The organism is Sporolactobacillus shoreicorticis, from assembly GCF_024125445.1.
Taxonomy (GTDB): domain Bacteria; phylum Bacillota; class Bacilli; order Bacillales; family Sporolactobacillaceae; genus Sporolactobacillus; species Sporolactobacillus shoreicorticis.
In genome coordinates this window covers 67,207-85,690 of record NZ_JAMXWM010000002.1, presented here as the reverse complement: position 1 = coordinate 85,690, position 18,484 = coordinate 67,207, and the positions used below count along the sequence as shown (strand labels likewise).

Annotated in this window: 17 protein-coding genes; 10 read left to right on the top strand and 7 right to left on the bottom strand. The window is 44.6% G+C overall.

Annotated features, from left to right (window positions below; genetic code table 11):
* Window positions 1-156 precede the first annotated feature (156 nt).
* The 4 genes from NIE88_RS02005 to NIE88_RS01990 form a co-directional block, all read right to left on the bottom strand.
* Complete coding sequence (locus NIE88_RS02005; protein ID WP_253058556.1) at window positions 157-1,449, bottom strand: NCS2 family permease; 1,293 nt, start codon at window positions 1,447-1,449, stop codon at window positions 157-159.
* 323 nt (window positions 1,450-1,772) lie between these two features.
* Entirely contained in the window at window positions 1,773-3,128 is a 1,356-nt protein-coding gene (locus NIE88_RS02000; RefSeq protein ID WP_253058157.1) for a sensor histidine kinase, read from the bottom strand.
* A gap of 23 nt (window positions 3,129-3,151) precedes the next feature.
* Complete coding sequence (locus NIE88_RS01995; RefSeq protein WP_253058155.1) at window positions 3,152-3,850, bottom strand: response regulator transcription factor; 699 nt, start codon at window positions 3,848-3,850, stop codon at window positions 3,152-3,154.
* Between the two features lie 28 nt (window positions 3,851-3,878).
* Window positions 3,879-5,033: a hypothetical protein gene (locus NIE88_RS01990; RefSeq protein WP_253058153.1), complete on the bottom strand. Its 1,155-nt coding sequence runs from the start codon at window positions 5,031-5,033 to the stop codon at window positions 3,879-3,881.
* A 305-nt stretch (window positions 5,034-5,338) separates the two neighbouring features.
* Here NIE88_RS01990 and NIE88_RS01985 point away from each other — a divergent pair, with 305 nt between their 5' ends.
* Genes NIE88_RS01985 through dltD form a run of 6 tightly spaced genes read left to right on the top strand, consistent with a single transcriptional unit; the run spans window position 5,339 to window position 10,825 of the window.
* The gene (locus NIE88_RS01985; protein ID WP_253058151.1) at window positions 5,339-6,499 is read left to right on the top strand and encodes a serine hydrolase domain-containing protein; all 1,161 of its coding nucleotides are present in this window, start codon (window positions 5,339-5,341) and stop codon (window positions 6,497-6,499) included.
* A 14-nt stretch (window positions 6,500-6,513) separates the two neighbouring features.
* Window positions 6,514-6,660 (top strand): teichoic acid D-Ala incorporation-associated protein DltX, encoded by a 147-nt coding sequence (locus NIE88_RS22300; RefSeq protein ID WP_373689394.1) that lies wholly within the window; start codon window positions 6,514-6,516, stop codon window positions 6,658-6,660.
* A 15-nt stretch (window positions 6,661-6,675) separates the two neighbouring features.
* Entirely contained in the window at window positions 6,676-8,190 is a 1,515-nt protein-coding gene (dltA, locus tag NIE88_RS01980) for a D-alanine--poly(phosphoribitol) ligase subunit DltA (protein ID WP_253058554.1), read from the top strand.
* Window positions 8,187-9,356 carry a D-alanyl-lipoteichoic acid biosynthesis protein DltB gene (dltB, locus tag NIE88_RS01975; protein ID WP_253058149.1) on the top strand — a complete coding sequence of 390 codons (1,170 nt, stop codon included), beginning with the start codon at window positions 8,187-8,189 and terminating at the stop codon, window positions 9,354-9,356. Before dltA ends, dltB begins: the two co-directional genes overlap by 4 nt.
* A gap of 33 nt (window positions 9,357-9,389) precedes the next feature.
* Window positions 9,390-9,641, top strand: coding sequence for a D-alanine--poly(phosphoribitol) ligase subunit DltC (dltC, locus tag NIE88_RS01970; protein WP_253058147.1), 252 nt, complete (start codon window positions 9,390-9,392; stop codon window positions 9,639-9,641).
* Entirely contained in the window at window positions 9,638-10,825 is a 1,188-nt protein-coding gene (gene dltD / locus NIE88_RS01965) for a D-alanyl-lipoteichoic acid biosynthesis protein DltD (protein ID WP_253058145.1), read from the top strand. Before dltC ends, dltD begins: the two co-directional genes overlap by 4 nt.
* 15 nt (window positions 10,826-10,840) lie before the next feature.
* Here the strand turns inward: dltD and NIE88_RS01960 are convergent, their stop codons facing one another.
* Window positions 10,841-11,131: a hypothetical protein gene (locus NIE88_RS01960; RefSeq protein WP_253058143.1), complete on the bottom strand. Its 291-nt coding sequence runs from the start codon at window positions 11,129-11,131 to the stop codon at window positions 10,841-10,843.
* Here NIE88_RS01960 and NIE88_RS01955 point away from each other — a divergent pair.
* The gene (locus NIE88_RS01955) at window positions 11,130-11,876 is read left to right on the top strand and encodes a DUF5105 domain-containing protein (protein WP_253058141.1); all 747 of its coding nucleotides are present in this window, start codon (window positions 11,130-11,132) and stop codon (window positions 11,874-11,876) included. The two genes, NIE88_RS01960 and NIE88_RS01955, sit on opposite strands and share 2 nt — an antisense overlap.
* 246 nt (window positions 11,877-12,122) lie before the next feature.
* On the opposite strand, the gene NIE88_RS01950 is transcribed toward NIE88_RS01955, so the two are convergent.
* Window positions 12,123-12,485 carry an immunoglobulin-like domain-containing protein gene (locus tag NIE88_RS01950; RefSeq protein WP_253058139.1) on the bottom strand — a complete coding sequence of 121 codons (363 nt, stop codon included), beginning with the start codon at window positions 12,483-12,485 and terminating at the stop codon, window positions 12,123-12,125.
* A gap of 22 nt (window positions 12,486-12,507) precedes the next feature.
* Window positions 12,508-13,449 (bottom strand): nucleotidyltransferase domain-containing protein, encoded by a 942-nt coding sequence (locus NIE88_RS01945; protein ID WP_253058137.1) that lies wholly within the window; start codon window positions 13,447-13,449, stop codon window positions 12,508-12,510.
* Between the two features lie 264 nt (window positions 13,450-13,713).
* Here NIE88_RS01945 and adhE point away from each other — a divergent pair, with 264 nt between their 5' ends.
* The 3 genes from adhE (at window position 13,714) to NIE88_RS01930 (ending at window position 18,463) form a co-directional block, all read left to right on the top strand.
* Entirely contained in the window at window positions 13,714-16,329 is a 2,616-nt protein-coding gene (gene adhE, locus NIE88_RS01940; protein WP_253058135.1) for a bifunctional acetaldehyde-CoA/alcohol dehydrogenase, read from the top strand.
* 733 nt (window positions 16,330-17,062) lie between these two features.
* Window positions 17,063-18,064: a D-2-hydroxyacid dehydrogenase gene (locus tag NIE88_RS01935; protein WP_253058133.1), complete on the top strand. Its 1,002-nt coding sequence runs from the start codon at window positions 17,063-17,065 to the stop codon at window positions 18,062-18,064.
* A gap of 111 nt (window positions 18,065-18,175) precedes the next feature.
* Window positions 18,176-18,463, top strand: coding sequence for a hypothetical protein (locus NIE88_RS01930; protein ID WP_253058131.1), 288 nt, complete (start codon window positions 18,176-18,178; stop codon window positions 18,461-18,463).
* Window positions 18,464-18,484: the final 21 nt, after the last annotated feature.

The following is an 18,484-nucleotide window of genomic DNA, read 5'->3' as shown; positions in this document are numbered from 1 at the left end:
GGCATGATAAAGAGTAAAAAAGGGGTGAAGAACAGAATATGCTGTGTCATGACCGAATTCATTCAAAAAGGTGGCTCAGTTCGCTGTGATACGGTTCTCGTTCACGTAAAAAAAGTCTTCCCCACTCAGATGAGGAAGACTTCTGCATTACCGTATTTATATTAAGGCAAAGAATATGATGAAAACAAAGAACAGAACGTAGACAATCGGATGAATTTCTTTCCAGCGTCCCGCTGTGATCATTGTGATCGGATAAAGAATGAAACCAAGCGCGATTCCGTCAGAGATGCTGTAGGTCAGCGGCATGCCGAGCACGGTCAAAAATGCAGGAACCGCAATTTCGAATTTATCCCAAGGAATCTGCTTTAGGGCAGATGCCATCAATACACCGACAATGATCAGCGCAGGGGCGGTTACTTGTGAGGTAACCACAGACAGCAGCGGCGAGAACAGCATGCCGAACAGGAACAAAATACCTGTGACAACCGCAGTGAATCCGGAACGTCCACCAACGGCAATACCCGTTGATGATTCAATATAAGCAGAAGTCGGCGAGGTACCGAGTACGGAACCGGCAAGCATTGATGTCGAATCGGCAAGCAGCGCCTGTCCGACGCGGGGCATTTTGTTGTTCTTCATAAATCCGGCTTGTTCAGCAAGTCCGATCAGCGTACCGGCCGTATCAAAAAATGTGACAAGCAGGAATGTCAGGACAACAACGCCGAGCTGCAGCGTATTGATATCCGGAACATGTGTAATAGCCTTGCCGAAGGTCGGCGCAAGACTAGGCGCATTCGAAATAATCGAAGACGGAAGCGGAATTAATTTAAAAATAATTCCTGCAATAGAAGTCAAAACCATACCAATGAAAATAGCACCCGGAACTTTGCGAACCATAAGAACAACTGTTACGATCAAGCCGAAGATCGTCAGCCAAGTCGTGCCGACGTTCAGCGGTCCGAATGCAACGGTTGTCGCCTTGTCGGCAACGATCAAACCACCTTCATGAAGGCCGATGAATGCGATGAACAGGCCGATACCAGCTGCCATCGCCAGCTTCAGGCTTTGCGGAATCGCATCAATAATAATTTCACGCAGCTTGAAAATTGTGATTAGGAAAAAGATTACCGATGCGATGAAGACGCCGGCCAATGCCGTTTCCCACGGGATTTTCATACCAATGCATACCGAATAAGCAAAGAATGCGTTAACGCCGAGACCCGGAGCAATAGCAATCGGATATTTAGCAACAATCCCCATGATCAGGCAGCCGAGCGCACTGGAAATCGCCGTTGCTGTAAATACGGCACCCTTGTCCATGCCTGATGCGCTAAGAACACTCGGATTGACGAACAATATGTACGCCATGGAAATAAAGGTAGTCAAACCGGCCAGCGTTTCACGGCCTAAAGTTGTTTTCAACTCAGAAAATTGAAAATAGCGTGACAACCAATTCTCGTTCACAATAATCCCCCTCATTCTTCTATTTTGTCCGCATCCGCCGACTGTTTATCAATTGTGCCAGCTATGAAACCAAAATAAAAAAGCTTCAAAGCCATTGAAGCGAATAGAATAAATGCAATACTCGTGATGATATCGCTGAAAATTAATTTCGACGCATGCAGACAAAACAAAACTCTTTTTTTACATCGTTCATTATATCAGCAGATCGGAGCTGCCGTCAACGAAACAGCGAACACTATATGTATATTTCTTGAAAATGTTCGGAAATAGAAAAAAGAATAGGTAATTCAGGCAAAGCCTGCTGAAACTCAATTCGGCTTTATGTTTTTTGGTAAAACAATCACTGCGTCAGTGCCCGTTTCGGGTGTACTCTTAATACTGAGCCGACCGCCATGAAGATCAACAATATTTTTTGAAATAGCAAGTCCCAATCCTGATCCACGGCCATTGGCACGCGTTTGATAGAAAGGGTCAGTCAGTTTCGGAATCTCCTTCGCATCCACAATAATTCCCCAATCTTTAACAGACAGACGAATCGTTGCCTCATCCTCTGCAAGATCTGCAATAATCTGTGTATCTGCATGGGAAAATTTGATCGCATTATCAAGCAGATTAACGATAACCTGCTGTAATCGGTTCCCATCAACTTCGGCTATCATTTTTTTGCTGGAATTTACAATAACTTGACAGCCTTTGGCCGCTGCCTTAATTTGAACTGAAGCAACGGCTTGTTTCAACACTTCATCAAGCCTTGTCTTTTGTCGATTGAGTGCAAGTGTATTTTGTTTTAGCTTGGACAAATCCAGCAGATCGCCAACCAGCTGCTTCAGCCGATCTGACTCTTTGCTGATTACATTCAGTCCTTCACGAAATTCTTCTGGTGTTGTGTCTTTATTCATCAGCATTGTTTCACTCCAGCCCTTGATTCCTGTTAACGGAGTCAGCAGGTCATGTGAAACGGACGAAATAAAGGTATTCTGTAACCGTTCGTTTTTTTGGATTTCATCAGCCATTGCGTTTAGCGTTCTCGCCAAGACGCCCAATTCATTACGATAATCCTGTTTTATTCGTATGGAAAAATTACCAACGGCCATTTTTGATGATACATTGATAATGTGCTTGATCGGCATGACAATGGACTGCGCAAGTTTCAGGCTGACAAAAAAGACAAGCAAAGCTATTCCGACACCACTGAGCAGCGACACAATCAAAATCAGCAGCAAGTCACGATCAACTCGAGCAAGTGAGGAGACATACCTGAGAATAAACAACTTTCCTTTTATTTGGATCGGATAATAGAGCGACATGACTTTCTCTTTGGTCTGTGGCAAATACTCCACCCGCGACAAGGGATTTCCTCCGAGCAGTTCCGAATCCGTCTTAATAGACGACGAACTGATCACGCCTGTTGAAGAAGCGATCATGCTGCCGTCCGCATTATAAATAAATAAGGTCGTACCTTTCAAACGAAAATTATCCATGACTTCAGAGAGAGAATTGCTCCAATGATTCAGGATAATGCGGTCATTGAATCGCCGATAGAGCGTGTTGGCATCCTCCGCGTGCTCAATCAGCGTATCCCTGATGCCACCATAGAAATAATGATGTACAGCCACCGCAAGTACGGTCTCGCCCAATGTCAGTGTGAGCATAATAATGATCATGAAGTGCAGAACAACCCGGTGCGTCATCGTTTGTCACCATGCCAGAAGTAGCCTCTCCCCCAATGGGTGACGATATAGCGCGGGTTCGAAGGATCATCCTCAATTTTCTGCCGCAAACGGCGCACGTTGACATCAACAATTTTTGCATCTCCGACGAAATTCTTTCCCCATACTTTATCGAGCAATTCGTCGCGGGAAAGCAGTTGGTCCGCATGCTGCATTAATACTTTGACCAGCTGGAACTCAGTTGGCGTCAGTTCAATCAATTGACCGTTCCTAAAGAACTGTTCGTTATCCTCACATAAGCGAAATATGGAGGAAACAATAGTCTCCGCCTGATCTTTTTTTCCCTGAAGACCAAGTCTGCGCCTCAATGCCTTAAGTCGCGCGATCATTTCGGCCGGACTGAACGGCTTTGTAATATAATCGTCCGCGCCGAGTCCCAAACCTTGGACCTTGTCGCTTTCCTGTATTTTTGCCGTAAGTAAAATAATACCGATAGAATCTGACGCGACGCGCAGACGTCGGCACACTTCAAATCCGTCTATTCCCGGTAACATTACATCAAGCAGAATTATTTTTATATCCGGGTTCTGAGAAAAAAGCTGAAGCGCCAGTTCACCGCTCTCACTCGTCAAGACCTCGTAACCCGCATGCTTCAGACTTAGCACAATGAAGTCTCTTATGGACGCTTCATCTTCAACAACCATGATCTTATCCATGTTCATCACCTCAGAAGTAATTAACTGTTCATTGCCCTAAATAAGAGCCGGCTCTTACTTGCCCCGCTGTTTGGCGATCTTTATCACGAATCTCATAGATATAATGTTTGGAAGATCCGATCCGTACCCATGCGGACCTATTTACGGATTCTCTCGTGTGTATCCTGAACCGATACACGACAAACATCGTCGAGCCATCGTGCGACTCAAACGTGACATGATTACCGTCTGATCTAACCGCCTTAACTTTTCTTGCCGTTCCAATAGGCAAATCAATAAAAAAATGGTTCAAACTGTCATAATATCTTTCAATAACAGGCATCGTTCCATTTATGTAACGATTATGTTTGAGCAAAGAATTTCGCTGCATCGGAAAGGGGTCCTCCCAAAACATTACCGCAGATTTTGTATTAAAGATTGATTCAGGTGGCTCTTCCGGATCATTCAATAGTTCTGTTGAGAGGCTGCGAATCACAAAGCCGTCATTCAATTGATTTCTCAAAAGATTCAGTGGTCTCTCCGACTGATCAAATGAATGCCTTGAGCGGCTTTGCTTCATTAAGACGAGTTCATCATTCGGGGCAAATCGGTAGACAGTCGTATTCAATGTATCCGTGCGTGTGTTTAAGCTAAGAAGCCCAAACTGAAGAAAGGGGTTTGTACTTGTTTGTTCCGCAATCATCCCGATGAATGGTTCTGTAAGCCGTTTGACAACCCCTTCTCGGTTCAATGTATAGACATTCAACTGATTCATTGGAGCATGGGTCATGGCAACGAAAATTGCTACTGTGCCGTGACCGCTGAAATTTGTAATTGCCACATTAGCAATACCAGCTGCCTCAGTTGCTTCATCATAGATCTTATGCCATTGCCGTTTGCCTTTTTCCATTATGGCTATATGAATCAGGTCCTGATCGGTTTGATAAAAAAAAAGCGCAGCCATCCTTCCCAAGCCGTCTGTATTTGCAACAAGAACCTTTCCCTTCTCATTTGAGTGTACAGGAGTGATCAGCCGTGCCTTTTTGGGAACAATCCGCGCCACTGCATGCAGCAAGTCCTGATTTTGAGCTGACAGTCTGGGCTGACTGATCAGCTGTCGCGGCTGATCAGTCAGAGCACAGCCTGTGAGTAAAAGAAACGTCAAAACAAGAACACTAATCCTGCAACATACGTTTCTCATCACTGATCATCTTCCATTTTCCTTTTAATCGATTGATCCGCACAATAAAGAGAGTGCCTAAATAGATCCACGTTTCCGATCACTACTCCTTCTCTAAATGTATCGTTGCGCCGTAAGACCGTCAACATCTCAGAATTTTTCAGTATTCATCATAAAGAAAATCACGTACAAATGGGTAACAAAAAAGTTACGATCTTCGAATTTAAGACATTTTCCGAGCTGAGCTGACTAATGTATGTTGTGGCTGATGAAGCTCAAGGTCTCAAAATATCTGTATTTACGGGTACATGTGCTGAGAGAGGAAGAAAATGAACCAAAAACAGTATTTTATTGCTTTAATCTGTATTCTTGTGCTGGGGGGCGGGGCTTTCGCGACATTTCTAACTGTTCATCAAGCAAAAACAAATGCACAGCACAGTGCCTTGCAAACAAGGAGGAAGGAGGCATCTGCCCAGACATCAGAAATCACAAAATGGACAGTTGATTCGGTCAAAGAAAAGCATGATGCCATTGACAAAAGGCTGAAGCAGACAGGATTTTCCGGCAGTGTGCTTGTCGTCAGCCATGGAAAAGTCATTCTGAGCAAAGGCTACTATTTCAGCACTATTCGTGATCGAAGAAATAATTCGCCTTTAACAGCATACTACATTGGATCCATTACCAAATCGATCACTGCCGTTGCATTCATGCAATTGCGCGAACGCGGATTCATTCATTTCAATGATCCGGTGTCGCAGTTTATTCCCCATTTTCCAAATGGACGCAGAATCACGATGATCGATCTGCTCTGCCATGTTTCCGGAATTGGAGATACAACTGAAACAGCCAAGTTCATGACGCGAAACGAGCTTGTTAACAGAATTGCACTTCATTCGCTTCATCCTGCCTCGAAACCCGGTACCGTTTGGCATTACTCAGACTCGAATTATGCGCTGCTTGCGGCGATACTTGATCAGCTGACACAAGAGCATCTGCATCAAACCTTGCATGCTTATATTCGGCAATACATTTTTCAACAGGCAGGTATGCTGCGATCAGGATTCGGGGAACAAATGGATCAGGCCGTCTCTCCATCTTCAGGATATATCATTGAAGGAGCCAACGCCTTTCAAGAACGCATTCCTTCGTTCTCGCAGCTCCTCGGATGCGGTGACGTATACACTACCGTCTGGGATTTGTATCTGTTTGATCATGCGCTTGCACATGATCAACTGCTTAGCAAGGCAGCGACAAGAGAGATTTTCAGTCGTCATTTCTCAGATGTTTCTTACAGCTGCGGCTGGTATCTGAACCGCAAAGGGTGGGGACGGGATACATATACCAGTCATGGTGTTCTCGGAGGATGGAACGGAAGCAACGCAATTTCTGCAAACAAGCAGAATTACATCGTACTTCTCTCCAATGAGAAACGATCTGAAGTTGTATTCCGCAAATTGAATCAATTCATTATTCAAACCCTGGATCAGTAAAGGCAGGCGATTATATGAAAATGTTCAAAGAATGCCTAAACAGGCCACTGTTTTTGTGGCTCTTTCATACGCTTTTTTACACTGCTGTCTTATTAGGTTTAATCATTATTTACGGTTTTTCTGCAGCACACACCGGTACTTTTATTTACAGTGATTTTTAAGGAGGGATTCTCGTGATTGACATTCTTGATCAAATAGAAAATCAGGCCGTTAAAACACCCCGTCGCATCTGCTACACCCACCGTCAGGAGCTTTTGACTTTCGGTTTGCTGAAAAAGTGTTCCGATGCCTTGGCTTGCTGGCTAATCAACCGGTTTGGCGACGATCACTCCCCAGTAATTGTGCACGGACATATGCAGCCGATGATGCTGGTACTTTTCCTTGCCTGTGCAAAATCGGGTCACGCCTATATACCTGCAGACCAATCCATACCATCCGAACGCATCCGAATGATTACTGAAGGCGCAAAAACAAAACTGATCTTCAGTGCTGCACCAAAGCAGCTCCCTGAAACAAATGCGACAGAAGTGATCGCTTTCGGCCAGCTCGATCAGATCATCATCCAAAATGAAGGCGTGCCTGCCCGTAGTTATGAAGTGAAAAATGAAGACACCTTTTACATCATCTACACCTCCGGAAGCACGGGAAGGCCAAAGGGGGTACAAATTTCTCGTCGGGCACTCACAAGTTTCACTGAATGGATGCAGCACGACTTCGGACTTGAAGAAGGGCTGACATTCATGAATCAGGCACCGTACTCATTCGATCTTTCGGTTATGGATCTGTATCCTTCGCTCACTACAGGGGGCACTTTATGGGCGGTTGATAAACAAATGATTGCCAATCCGAAAGAACTATTTACATTACTCGCTCAGTCTGAAATCAACATCTGGACATCGACTCCATCGTTTGCAGAAATGTGCTTGATGGAACCGAGCTTTTCCAGAACGATGCTGCCACATGTGCAGAAGTTCTTATTTTGCGGTGAAACACTGCCTCTTTCCGTTGCCTCCCGACTGAAGCAGCGTTTTCCAGAGGCAGAAATCATCAACACCTATGGTCCGACAGAAACAACAGTAGCCGTAACCAAGGTGTCCATTACTCAGAAGATGATCAATTGCAAATCCCCCTTCCCCGTCGGCCGCTGCAAACCAGACTGCCGTATTTACATTCTGGGCGAAGACGGCGTGCCCAAAAAGGATGGGCAAAAAGGAGAAATTGTGATTTGCGGACCAAGTGTCGGCAGTGGTTACTTGAATGATCCGGAAAAAACGAGAGCAAGCTTTGACACATTAAATGAAATGCTTGCTTACCATACGCACGACTTAGGTATCATGTGCGAGGGTATGCTCTATTATTTCGGGAGAATCGATCATCAAATAAAGCTTCACGGATTCCGCATGGAACTGGAAGAGATCGAACACGCGCTCTCATCCTGCCGTTATGTCAAATACGCGATTGTCACTCCGATAAAACGCGGTGATCGCTATGATCATCTTGCTGCGGTAGTCGTTGCCGGCAAGCACCCGTTTGATTCAGATTACGCGTTTTCGGCAGTGCTACGCAAAGCACTTTCATCGGTTCTTCCCAGCTATATGATCCCAAGAAAATTCATCTATCGCCGATCATTGCCGATGACGGCAAATGGAAAAATCGATCGCGGTGCGCCGCTAAAAGAGGTTTCTCGATGATTTCTTTTATTCCCTATGCCTCTTTTCGTTTTTTCGGACTAATTGCTTTGCTGCTTGCTCCTATTATTACCCTTGGCCTGCTGGGCAGGCGCTGCCAAATTTATAATGATTCCGTCGCCATTCTGATGACTTTTCTCATTTTTGCGGCCGAGCCGAATCAGCTCATCTCACTCATTGTTTTTATCCTTTGGCAGGCACTGTTAATTCGCTTTTATCTTGCGCAGAGAAGAAAAACCAATAAGATTCTTGAATTTTATCTGTCCGTTGGTCTTTCGATCCTGCCTCTGTTTCTCGTCAAACTCTCAGCTGACCTGCCGACACTAAGTATTCTCGGATTTCTCGGCATTTCTTATGTGACCTTTAAATCGATTCAGATCCTTATGGATATTCGAGACGGGCTGTTAAAAGAAATACCGATGATCAATTTCTTGCGGTTTATTACATTCTTCCCGACTATTTCGTCCGGACCAATCGACCGCTACCGACGTTTTAAAAAAGATGCCGACCATGTGTCGACATCGGCAGAGTATCACCGTCTGCTTGAAATGGGACTGCACAACGTATTTCTTGGGTTTTTGTATAAGTATATTATCGGCTATCTGGTTCACAAATACTGGTTGGGTTCTCCGTTTCTTGATGCGAATTCAATCTCAAGTATTTGGCTTTATATGTACGGCTACAGCATGTATCTCTTTTTCGATTTTGCCGGCTACAGCAAATTTGCGATTGGCGTCAGCTATTTACTAGGCATTCGGACACCTGAAAATTTCAATAAACCGTTTCTCAGCAGGAATATCAAAGATTTTTGGAATCGCTGGCATATGACCCTTTCCTTCTGGTTCCGCGACTACGTCTATATGCGTTTCGTTTATACAGCCGTTAAAAATAAATGGCTGTGCAACCGATATTTTATTTCCGATATCGGCCTTGCAGTGAATTTTCTCATCATGGGATTCTGGCACGGCTTTTTACCTCAGTACATTATTTATGGCCTTTATCACGCAGCAGCGTTCATTCTTTTTAACAAATTTGAACGTCTCAACAAGGCACATCATTTTTGGATGAAGGACAACCCATGGGTGCATGGCCTGTCGGTCATTATTACGTTCCATGTGATCTGTTTTGGTTTCCTGATTTTCTCAGGGCGGCTTAATTTTCTCTGGTAATCCGACATTCACTAAAAAAAGCGGGGGTATATGATGAAAGAAGTAAAAGACAGCTTCAAACAAAAAGTTTATTCGATACTAGAAGATGCGTGTGATTGTAATGAAATTAAGTCCAATCCCAACATTCGTCTCTTTGATGAAGGATTGCTCGACTCGTTCAGCACAATCTCGTTGATTGTCGCATTTGAACAAGAGCTGGGGATTTCTGTTCCGATTTCCGATTTCAATCGAGACGAGTGGGCAACTCCGGCAATGATCATTACGCAGTTGGCGAAGCTGCAATGACATTCAGCCGATTCGGTCCGATGCTTCTTGCCGTTCTGATTGTCTCTGCCTTTGTTTTCATGCCCACATCAATTGAACAGGCAATGATCAGTGACCATGATGTGGCTCAGGCTGCAAGCAGTCTGGATCCTGATGTCTTTCAAGGCATTTTTGCACAGCAGAAAATGCTTGCCGACAAGAAGTATCTGCCCATCTACGGTTCCTCCGAACTGTACCGGCTGGACCGCTATCACCCAAGCAATTATTTCATGGTGAAGCCGGATGGATTTACACCGTTTCTGGTGGGGCGTGGCGGCATGTACTCACTCGTTCATTTTCTCAGTCTTTCAGCAAATGCCGATCAATTGAAGAATCGTAAATTAGTATTTATCCTATCGCCTGAATGGTTTACGCAAACCGGACTGGATCATTTGCATTTTAAGCCCAATTTTTCAAAAGAGCAGGCGTATCAATTTGTTTTCAGCTCAGCCATATCGCCGTCCCTGAAAAAGAAAGCAGCAAGGCGTCTGCTTCATTTTTCATTTATTCGCAAGGACGGCAATCTAGGCAGACTGATCCAAGACACGGCCGATCCATGGCGGCGTGCTCCGACTCTGCGTCTTGCCGATCAGCTCATGGGCCGTGCGACATATAAAGTGCTCACGCTACATGATCTTTTAGAGACGCATCGCATTCATCCAGGGTACAAAAAAAGCCAGTATCAGCCGCCGGACCCGCATCTTCGCCAGGACAGCTGGCAGCAGCTACGGCAATCCGCAAAAAAGATCGCGGTTCAGGAAACACGTTCCAATCGTTTTCATATTGATACACGGCTCTATAATGCATTCATCAGGCACCATCTCAGGCATTTTAAAAATTACCGCAAGAATGAGAACTACTCAGTTTCTCCAGAATATAAGGACTTACAGCTTGTTATGGATCTCTTAAAAGAAAAGCATGCCGATGTTCTCTTTGTCTCTGTTCCGTTCAATGGCAAATGGTACGATTATGCGGGTGTTCCGAGACAGCGACGTGAACGGTGTTATAAAAAGATAGCTCATGAAATCCGCAAAAATGGATTCCATTTGGCAGATTTTACACGCTATGATAGCAAACCGTTCTTTTTGCAAGACACCATGCATGTCGGTCCCATGGGCTGGACGTATATCGACCGTTCGATTCAACATTTTTATAATCATGGATAAAAGGTGCTTCTGTTCCTACAAATTCGGTTGCTTGTTTGCGGGCCATGTGCGGACAATCGGATTCGGAACAGTCAGCTCCTTTTTATGTGTCCAAAATGAAGCTGTATGCCACGTTATATAATTATCGGAAATGCCGTCAACCAGCCACTGTTTCTGACTTTTATCATAAACCAGCCGGAATTTGATCCCACGCTGATAGGAGTCGCCGTAATGCGTCAGCGTCAGACTGTCCGGATCGATCACCATTCCTAAATAGGCGGATTGTATTTCATCGAGCCGATCCGTCAGTTTGGCAAACTCCGCCATGCTGGAAACGGACTCTCGCGCTAAGGATAAGACCGTAATCGGCTACATTCCATTTCAAGTCGCGAAGAACAAAACTTACGAACTGCACTATCAGCCGAATGTCTATAAAAATGATAAAAAGGCTGATGAAATTATTGTAAAAATCAACACTAAGAACTTTAAGGACGATCAACAGCAGATCAAGGACGCGATGAACGCTTATGTGCAAACCGTTTTCTTTGGAAAAGACGACACAAAGTATATGGCACTTGTCGCTAACGACGCAAATAAAGATAAAGCGCAAATGAAAGGCGTGTTCATAAAAAATATGGGCAGCGAGCTCGATGAGCAGTTATCTGATGAGCAAACCAATCAAATTTATGAAGCATTTGAACGTGCCAATCGTGAGAAGGGGAGCGTCACCCTAAAGGTTGACACCGTGCTCCCGGACTCTGCTGTGGTCGAAGTGACACCCAAAGTACTTTTCCTTGATGACATGTATGATGAAATTGAGAAATTGAAGGATCAGTTTATTGAGGACAACCGCGGCAAATACTCAAACCATGATGCCGCGCTCAAAGGCTGGTACGTGTACATGGCTAAAAATATCGGAGAAGTATTTAAAAATACCGACGCACAGACATCCGAAGACAGCTACAAGATCAAGCCGCAAAAAGAAGGAAACAAATGGAAGGTAGATTCTCAAAAGAGTACGGTCAATTACGATTGCGAGGGACTACTCAGCGATATGACCGGCGGCTATTAAAGTTAGCAATCGTTCATGAGACAAGGTCGAATTGAGCGGACATAGGTTCAATTCGGTTTTTGCGATTATCCTGTCAGACAAGCCACTTAGAAACGTTTCAACTCTTCGATGATCAAGTTTAAGCTCTCATCAATTCATGTGTGCTGATTTTTCAAGCAGATTTTAGTTTATAATGAAACGGTGCTGCAAACAGCTGCGTGCCGATCTTCTTAATGACCCTGTAGTTTCCTTTTTTCGGGTGATCAGTCAAAAGATCCATCGATATTTTTTTTTAACCTTTTTATACGGGTTCAGCTGCTGTCCTATTTCAATAAAAGCCGCATCTTTACGAAATGGAGCATACCAACTTCTATTCCGTTCTATTTCAAATGTATAATCAACACCGAATATGACGCTCTGTTCCGTGTTATTCTCGATAATCAGCGTGAAATCTTTTGATTTTACCGGATAATTGCCTTGACTCATATAAATCCGGATGCCCTTAACATGCTTAAAATCATTTTGCGTATAGGGAGACATCTTTAGATTCTGTCCGTTCTCTTTTTGCGAAGCAGCACCGCAACCGGTGAGAAACAGCAATATGACAACAGTGACAATCCATTGTTTCATCATTCGGCCTCCCCACTCTTTTCTATAGTGTAAGTAATTTCCTGCTCAGTCCACATAAAAGCTCAACCCTCGATCTGTCAAGTGGAACAAAACCTACTTTTCTCAATTCGTGCTTCAAAGAATCGGGTAATTTTTGATGAAACATTTCAAAATTTTCTTTCCCCGCTGAATCAAAAAACAGCCACAGCGCTTCCCCATACATCTGCCACTGAAGATTGACGAAATCACCCTTATTGACGAACCGTTCGTTTTTTCGCTTACATAATTCATGTTGCAACGGATCTTTATTGAAGGGGGACAAACTCCCTTTATCTTTGAGATAATTCCTGAGTTTACACAGAACAGAGGATAAATTTTCATACCTGAGCCCATTTATGATCGAACAGTCAAGGAACTCCTGATACAACCCTTCCCTCCTGTAAAAAGGAATCAACTGTCCCGTCGATAATTGATGTGTCTTTAAAAACATGCGGCAAAACGCTGCTTCGGACCATGCTCCCATTGCCGCATGCGTTGCTGAAAACCATTGCTTTTTTCCAAGACATGAATAAGCAAAATGAATGCGCTGATCTACAATCTGCGCAACTTGTCCCAGAATTTTCTTTCTCCCGGCCGATGAGAAAAAATAATTGAGTGCATCTTTTTTTATTTTGCCTAAACGATTGTCTCTGTCCTTAATAATCATTAATTCGGCCCATGCCCGCTCCTCCCATGGTGAGCGGATGATTTGTCCACGATTCGGAAGCAGTCCGGCATGCACTTGTACAATTTCCCCATGGTATAAATGATTTTGCTCCTGCTCACCGGTGAACCGTCTCCCAAAAATATGAATGTCCAGATCACTATATTTATCTGCATCACCTCGGGCAGCAGAACCGCTGACTGACGCATACTCGATTCGATCAGGCCATTCATCGGTCATTTCCTTTGCTAGACGAATAAGCTGCTCACTTCTTTTATTCATTCGCAAGCCTCCATAATAAACAAACTCTCTTTATTAATAAAAGTATACTCCAATAACTCTGCTAATGAGCCAGTCTGGGATTAACCCACTTTATGTTCACTTAAAACCTCATTTATTTGCTCGACACAAATCAGACAAAATCAGATGGCTACTTTGTGACAGCGTTTTCGTAATTGTTGCCAATCCGTTGGTTATAAAGTAAGTTATATATGTGAAACAATTCACAAAGATTCTGATTTCTATTTTCTGAAGGAGGAACATCCTATGGCTATTGAAGAACAATCACTAAACCCAAAAGATTCGAAAAAAGAAACGTTGGAAACAATGATCGATCAATTGGTGACGAATGCTCAGACCGCACTGGATGAATTTAAAGCGCTTGACCAAGTACAAATTGACGAGATTGTGCGACAGATGGCTCTGGCAGGACTTGATCAGCATATGCAGCTGGCCAAAATGGCTGTTGAAGAAACTGGGCGCGGTGTTTACGAAGATAAAATGATTAAGAACATTTTTGCAACGGAATACATTTATAACTCAATAAAAAACAACAAAACCGTTGGCATCATTAACGAGGACCCTTACGAAGAAATTGTCCAAATCGCCGAACCGGTTGGTGTCATCGCTGGTGTTACGCCGGTGACCAACCCGACATCAACGACGATGTTCAAGTCCCTGATCTCAATTAAAACTAAGAATCCGATTATCTTTGCCTTCCATCCGTCTGCGCAAAAATGCAGCAGTGTGGCCGCATGTGTCGTTCGCGACGCGGCGATACGTGCCGGTGCGCCGGAAAACTGCATTCAATGGGTTGAGACGCCGTCACTTGCGGCGACTCAGCAGTTGATGCACCATCCCGGCGTCTCCCTCATTCTCGCAACCGGGGGCTCCGGCATGGTAAAGTCCGCTTACAGTTCGGGCAAACCGGCGATCGGCGTTGGTCCCGGAAACGTGCCTGCATACATTGAAAAAACAGCCGATATTAAACAGGCGGTTAACGATCTGATTCTTTCCAAGACCTTTGACCACGGCATGATCTGCGCATCGGAGCAGGCAGTCATCGTAGACGCGGCAATCTATGAAACGGTAAAGCAGGAAATGATCGCGAATAAATGCTATTTCTTAAATAATGAAGAAAAGAAAAAAGTAGAGAAGCTCGTTATTGATGAAAAGCGCTGTGCCGTCAATCCGAAAATTGTCGGCAAGTCGGCAGCATACATCGCCAAGCTCGCGGGCGTTACGGTTCCGAATGATACCAAAGTGATCATCGCCGAACTCAGCAGTGTCGGCCCTGAATCGCCGCTTTCACGTGAAAAACTGAGTCCGGTGCTGGCCTGCTTCAAGGTAAAAACGACGGAAGAAGGGTTGCGGCGCTGTGAAGAAATGCTCGAATTCGGCGGGATTGGGCACTCGGCGGTGATTCATTCAAATGACCAAAAAGTGATTGACACATTTGCTATGAAAATGAAAGCCGGACGTCTGATCATCAATGCGCCGTCTTCACTCGGCGGTATCGGAGATATTTACAACCACTTTATTCCGTCGCTCACCTTGGGCTGCGGCACATACGGCGGCAACTCCGTGGCCACAAACGTTGGCACAGCAAATCTGATCAATATTAAGACGATGGCCAATCGCCGCAACAACATGCAGTGGTTCAAGGTTCCACCGAAAATCTATTTTGAAAAAAATTCAACCAAGTACTTGTCTGTGATGCCGGATATCACACGCGCCTTTATTGTCGCTGATCCGGGAATGGTTAAATTCGGCTATGTCGACCGCGTCGTTCACTATTTGAGAAAACGCAACGAACCGATTCACTACGAAATGTTTTCCGATGTAGAACCGGATCCATCCGTTGCAACAGTCATGAAGGGAACAGAAATGATGCGCAGTTTTAAACCTGATGTGATCATTGCGATCGGCGGCGGTTCAGCAATGGATGCGGCAAAAGGCATGTGGCTGTTCTATGAAAGCCCGGAAACCGAGTTCTTTGGCCTCAGACAAAAATTTCTGGATATCCGCAAGCGCGTCTTTAAATTCCCCGATCTCGGTAAAAAAGCGAAATTTGTCGCGATTCCAACCACGTCGGGAACCGGATCGGAAGTGACTTCTTTTTCCGTAATCACGGACAAAGAGAATGATATGAAATATCCGCTCGCCGATTACGCGTTGACACCGAATGTGGCGATCATTGATCCGGAATTCGTCATGACCGTACCGCCGCGCGTCCTCGCCGATTCCGGAATGGATGTGCTCACACACGCGATCGAAGCCTATGTATCCAACATGGCCAATGACTTTACCGACGGTCTCTGTATCAAAGCAATCCAGCTTGTGTTTCAATACTTGCCGCGCTCCTATAAAGATAGCAGCGACAAATTAGCAAAAGAGAAGATGCACAATGCGTCGACCATCGCCGGCATGGCATTCTCCAATGCGTTTCTGGGAATCAATCACAGTCTCGCGCACAAGCTGGGCAATGAATTTCACCTGGCACACGGCCGCTGCTGCGCGCTTCTTCTGCCGCATGTGATCCGTTACAATGCGCAAAAGCCGACGAAGTTCACGTCATTCCCGAAATACAAACACTTCATCGCTGATGAGCGTTACGCAGAAATCGCGCGGATCATTGGTGTCGGCGGCAAGACAACTGAAGAAAGTGTGGAAAATTTAGTTCAGGCAATCAAAAAGCTGACTCAGGAATTGAATATGCCGATGAGCATTGAATCAAACGGCGTCAGCAAAGCCGCCTTCGACAAAGCGGTGAGCAAGATGTCCGACCGTGCCTTTGGCGATCAATGTACCACCGCCAATCCGAAGATGCCGCTCGTGTCCGAACTCGCAGCAATTTACCGTCAGGCGTTTAAAGGCATCTGATTGAAATCAGTTTTTCACCACCTGCTCTCTTTAGCGGGTGGTTTTTTTGACACAATAAGAGGAATTTTAGTGTAAGTGCTGCTAAGACTTCGCCTTTTCCAAAGGTTTGATGAAACCAAGTTTCCTAACGGGTAAAAAAATTTATCGTTTTTTGTCTTGCTGGTACGATGATCAGCGTCATAAAATTCGGTTAGACAATCAGGTTAGCGCCCAATCTGAGAAATTACCCTTAATTAAAAAATGAATGAAAAAATCGCTTGAATAGACGGAGAAATTCCGCCTATCGAATCGAAAAACGTAAAAATGGAGGGTTTTTCTGTGAATAGGCGGAAAAATCACCCTTATTCATCCGTGAAAGAAGTCTCATGGTGCAGATAACCGGAAAAATTTCGCTTATTTTACCCGTTACTTAATAAAGAAGGGAATGTTTTCTGTTCAAACACAAGGTTGATGATTCAAAACTGCATGTGGAGCAAAGGGATTTTCGCAATTGTAAAGGGAACTTTCGCTAAATACGCATACGTCCTCTGTATGCAACGCGAAAGTTATCACATCCTGTGAAAGTAAGGACCAGGCGCTTTTTGTCATATTTTAACTAACATCCGAACTTTACCACATAACAGCGGCTATGCTTTAAACTGGAATCGTTTACACAAATAGATAAATCGGCTAGAATAATTGTGGAACCAGCCATTATTGCAACAGCGAAGTGCAACGAGGAGGAATCAAGCTCATGAACATTTTAATGTATGGTGTACAAGATCATGAAAAGAAGATTATCGCGGATTGGGCCGAGTCCCATGAAGCCAAAATCGCAACCACACCTGATTTTCTCTCCGAACAGACAGTCGCCCAGGCAAAGGGTTTTGACGGTATCTGCATTCAACAGCCGATCGCGCTCGGCGGATCAACGCTGTATGCACAGTTGAAAAGTTATGGAATCAAGCAGATCGCAACACGCACTGCAGGCTATGACATGATTGACTTGAATGAGGCGGAGAAAAATGACCTGATTGTCACAAATGTTCCGGCCTATTCACCTTATGCGGTCGCAGAACTTGCAGTCACTCAGGCCATGCAGCTCGTCCGCCACATTCCGCAATTTCAGAAACGAATCGTCAATAAGGATTTTCGCTGGTCAGGTTTGCTTTCGAAAGAAATTCGTTCATTAACCGTAGGCATTATCGGCACGGGACGCATCGGAGCAACCGCTGCCCAGCTTTTCAAAGGACTCGGGGCAAAAGTCATTGGTTTCGATCAATATCCGAATGATCACGTTAAATCGATTCTCGAGTATCGCCCATCGCTGGAGGCAGTACTGAAGGAAGCAGACATCGTGTCCCTGCATACGCCGCTGTTTGACTCGACCCATCATATGATTAATCGAAATACGTTAAAGCTGATGAAAAAAAGCGCGTTTCTCATCAATATCGCACGCGGAGGGCTCATTAACACAGAGGATCTGATTGATGCGCTTGAAAGCGGCGAAATTGCCGGGGCAGCACTTGATACATTTGAGAATGAAACCGTGATTAACAAAGACTTGAACGGACAGTCGCTTAATGATCCACTTCTCTCCAAGCTGATTGCTATGGATCAGGTCCTGCTGACACCGCATATTGGTTTCTTTACGGAAACTGCGATTCAAAATATTGTTGAAGGTGCACTCGACTGCGTGGTTGAAGTTCTGGAAACCGGCACAAGTAAGAACCGCGTTGAACAGCCCATAAAATAAGCACAAAAAGCATGTTCAATGAGATCGTTTGTTCGTCAAACGATCTCATTTTCATATTGTTCAGTGGATCAATTCACTGTTATAATGGTGGGAAAGCAAGGAGACGATCACATGGCAAACGAGTTGCAAATGGTGATGCAAGCCATTAAAGAGCTGGGAAACAACATCAGCACGCTCGATGGACGGATAGGCAAGTTGGAGCATAAAATAGGCAAACTTGAACAGAGAATGGACCACATAGAACAGGAGATGCATTCCGGATTTTCAGCATTGAAACAAGAGATTAAAGACAAGCATTTTGATGTACTGGACCACATTGATCTTCTGCGTGAAGATACTTTAAACACTTCATTAGATGTTCAACGCCTTAAGCGAAAAGTAAAAGAAGCGGAACTGTAACCACGCCGCGCGCGATTATTC

Excerpts from the sequence above, each read along its gene's own strand:
- NIE88_RS01945 (WP_253058137.1), bottom strand. The coding sequence starts at position 13,449 with ATGAATAAAAGAAGTGAGCAGCTTATTCGTCTAGCAAAGGAAATGACC.
- NIE88_RS01930 (WP_253058131.1), top strand. The coding sequence starts at position 18,176 with ATGGCAAACGAGTTGCAAATGGTGATGCAAGCCATTAAAGAGCTGGGA.
- NIE88_RS22300 (WP_373689394.1), top strand. The coding sequence starts at position 6,514 with ATGAAAATGTTCAAAGAATGCCTAAACAGGCCACTGTTTTTGTGGCTC.
- NIE88_RS01935 (WP_253058133.1), top strand. The coding sequence starts at position 17,063 with ATGAACATTTTAATGTATGGTGTACAAGATCATGAAAAGAAGATTATC.
- dltD (WP_253058145.1), top strand. The coding sequence starts at position 9,638 with ATGACATTCAGCCGATTCGGTCCGATGCTTCTTGCCGTTCTGATTGTC.
- NIE88_RS02000 (WP_253058157.1), bottom strand. The coding sequence starts at position 3,128 with ATGATCATTATTATGCTCACACTGACATTGGGCGAGACCGTACTTGCG.
- adhE (WP_253058135.1), top strand. The coding sequence starts at position 13,714 with ATGGCTATTGAAGAACAATCACTAAACCCAAAAGATTCGAAAAAAGAA.
- dltB (WP_253058149.1), top strand. The coding sequence starts at position 8,187 with ATGATTTCTTTTATTCCCTATGCCTCTTTTCGTTTTTTCGGACTAATT.
- NIE88_RS01985 (WP_253058151.1), top strand. The coding sequence starts at position 5,339 with ATGAACCAAAAACAGTATTTTATTGCTTTAATCTGTATTCTTGTGCTG.
- dltC (WP_253058147.1), top strand. The coding sequence starts at position 9,390 with ATGAAAGAAGTAAAAGACAGCTTCAAACAAAAAGTTTATTCGATACTA.
- NIE88_RS01995 (WP_253058155.1), bottom strand. The coding sequence starts at position 3,850 with ATGGATAAGATCATGGTTGTTGAAGATGAAGCGTCCATAAGAGACTTC.
- NIE88_RS01950 (WP_253058139.1), bottom strand. The coding sequence starts at position 12,485 with ATGAAACAATGGATTGTCACTGTTGTCATATTGCTGTTTCTCACCGGT.
- NIE88_RS01960 (WP_253058143.1), bottom strand. The coding sequence starts at position 11,131 with ATGGCGGAGTTTGCCAAACTGACGGATCGGCTCGATGAAATACAATCC.
- NIE88_RS01955 (WP_253058141.1), top strand. The coding sequence starts at position 11,130 with ATGCTGGAAACGGACTCTCGCGCTAAGGATAAGACCGTAATCGGCTAC.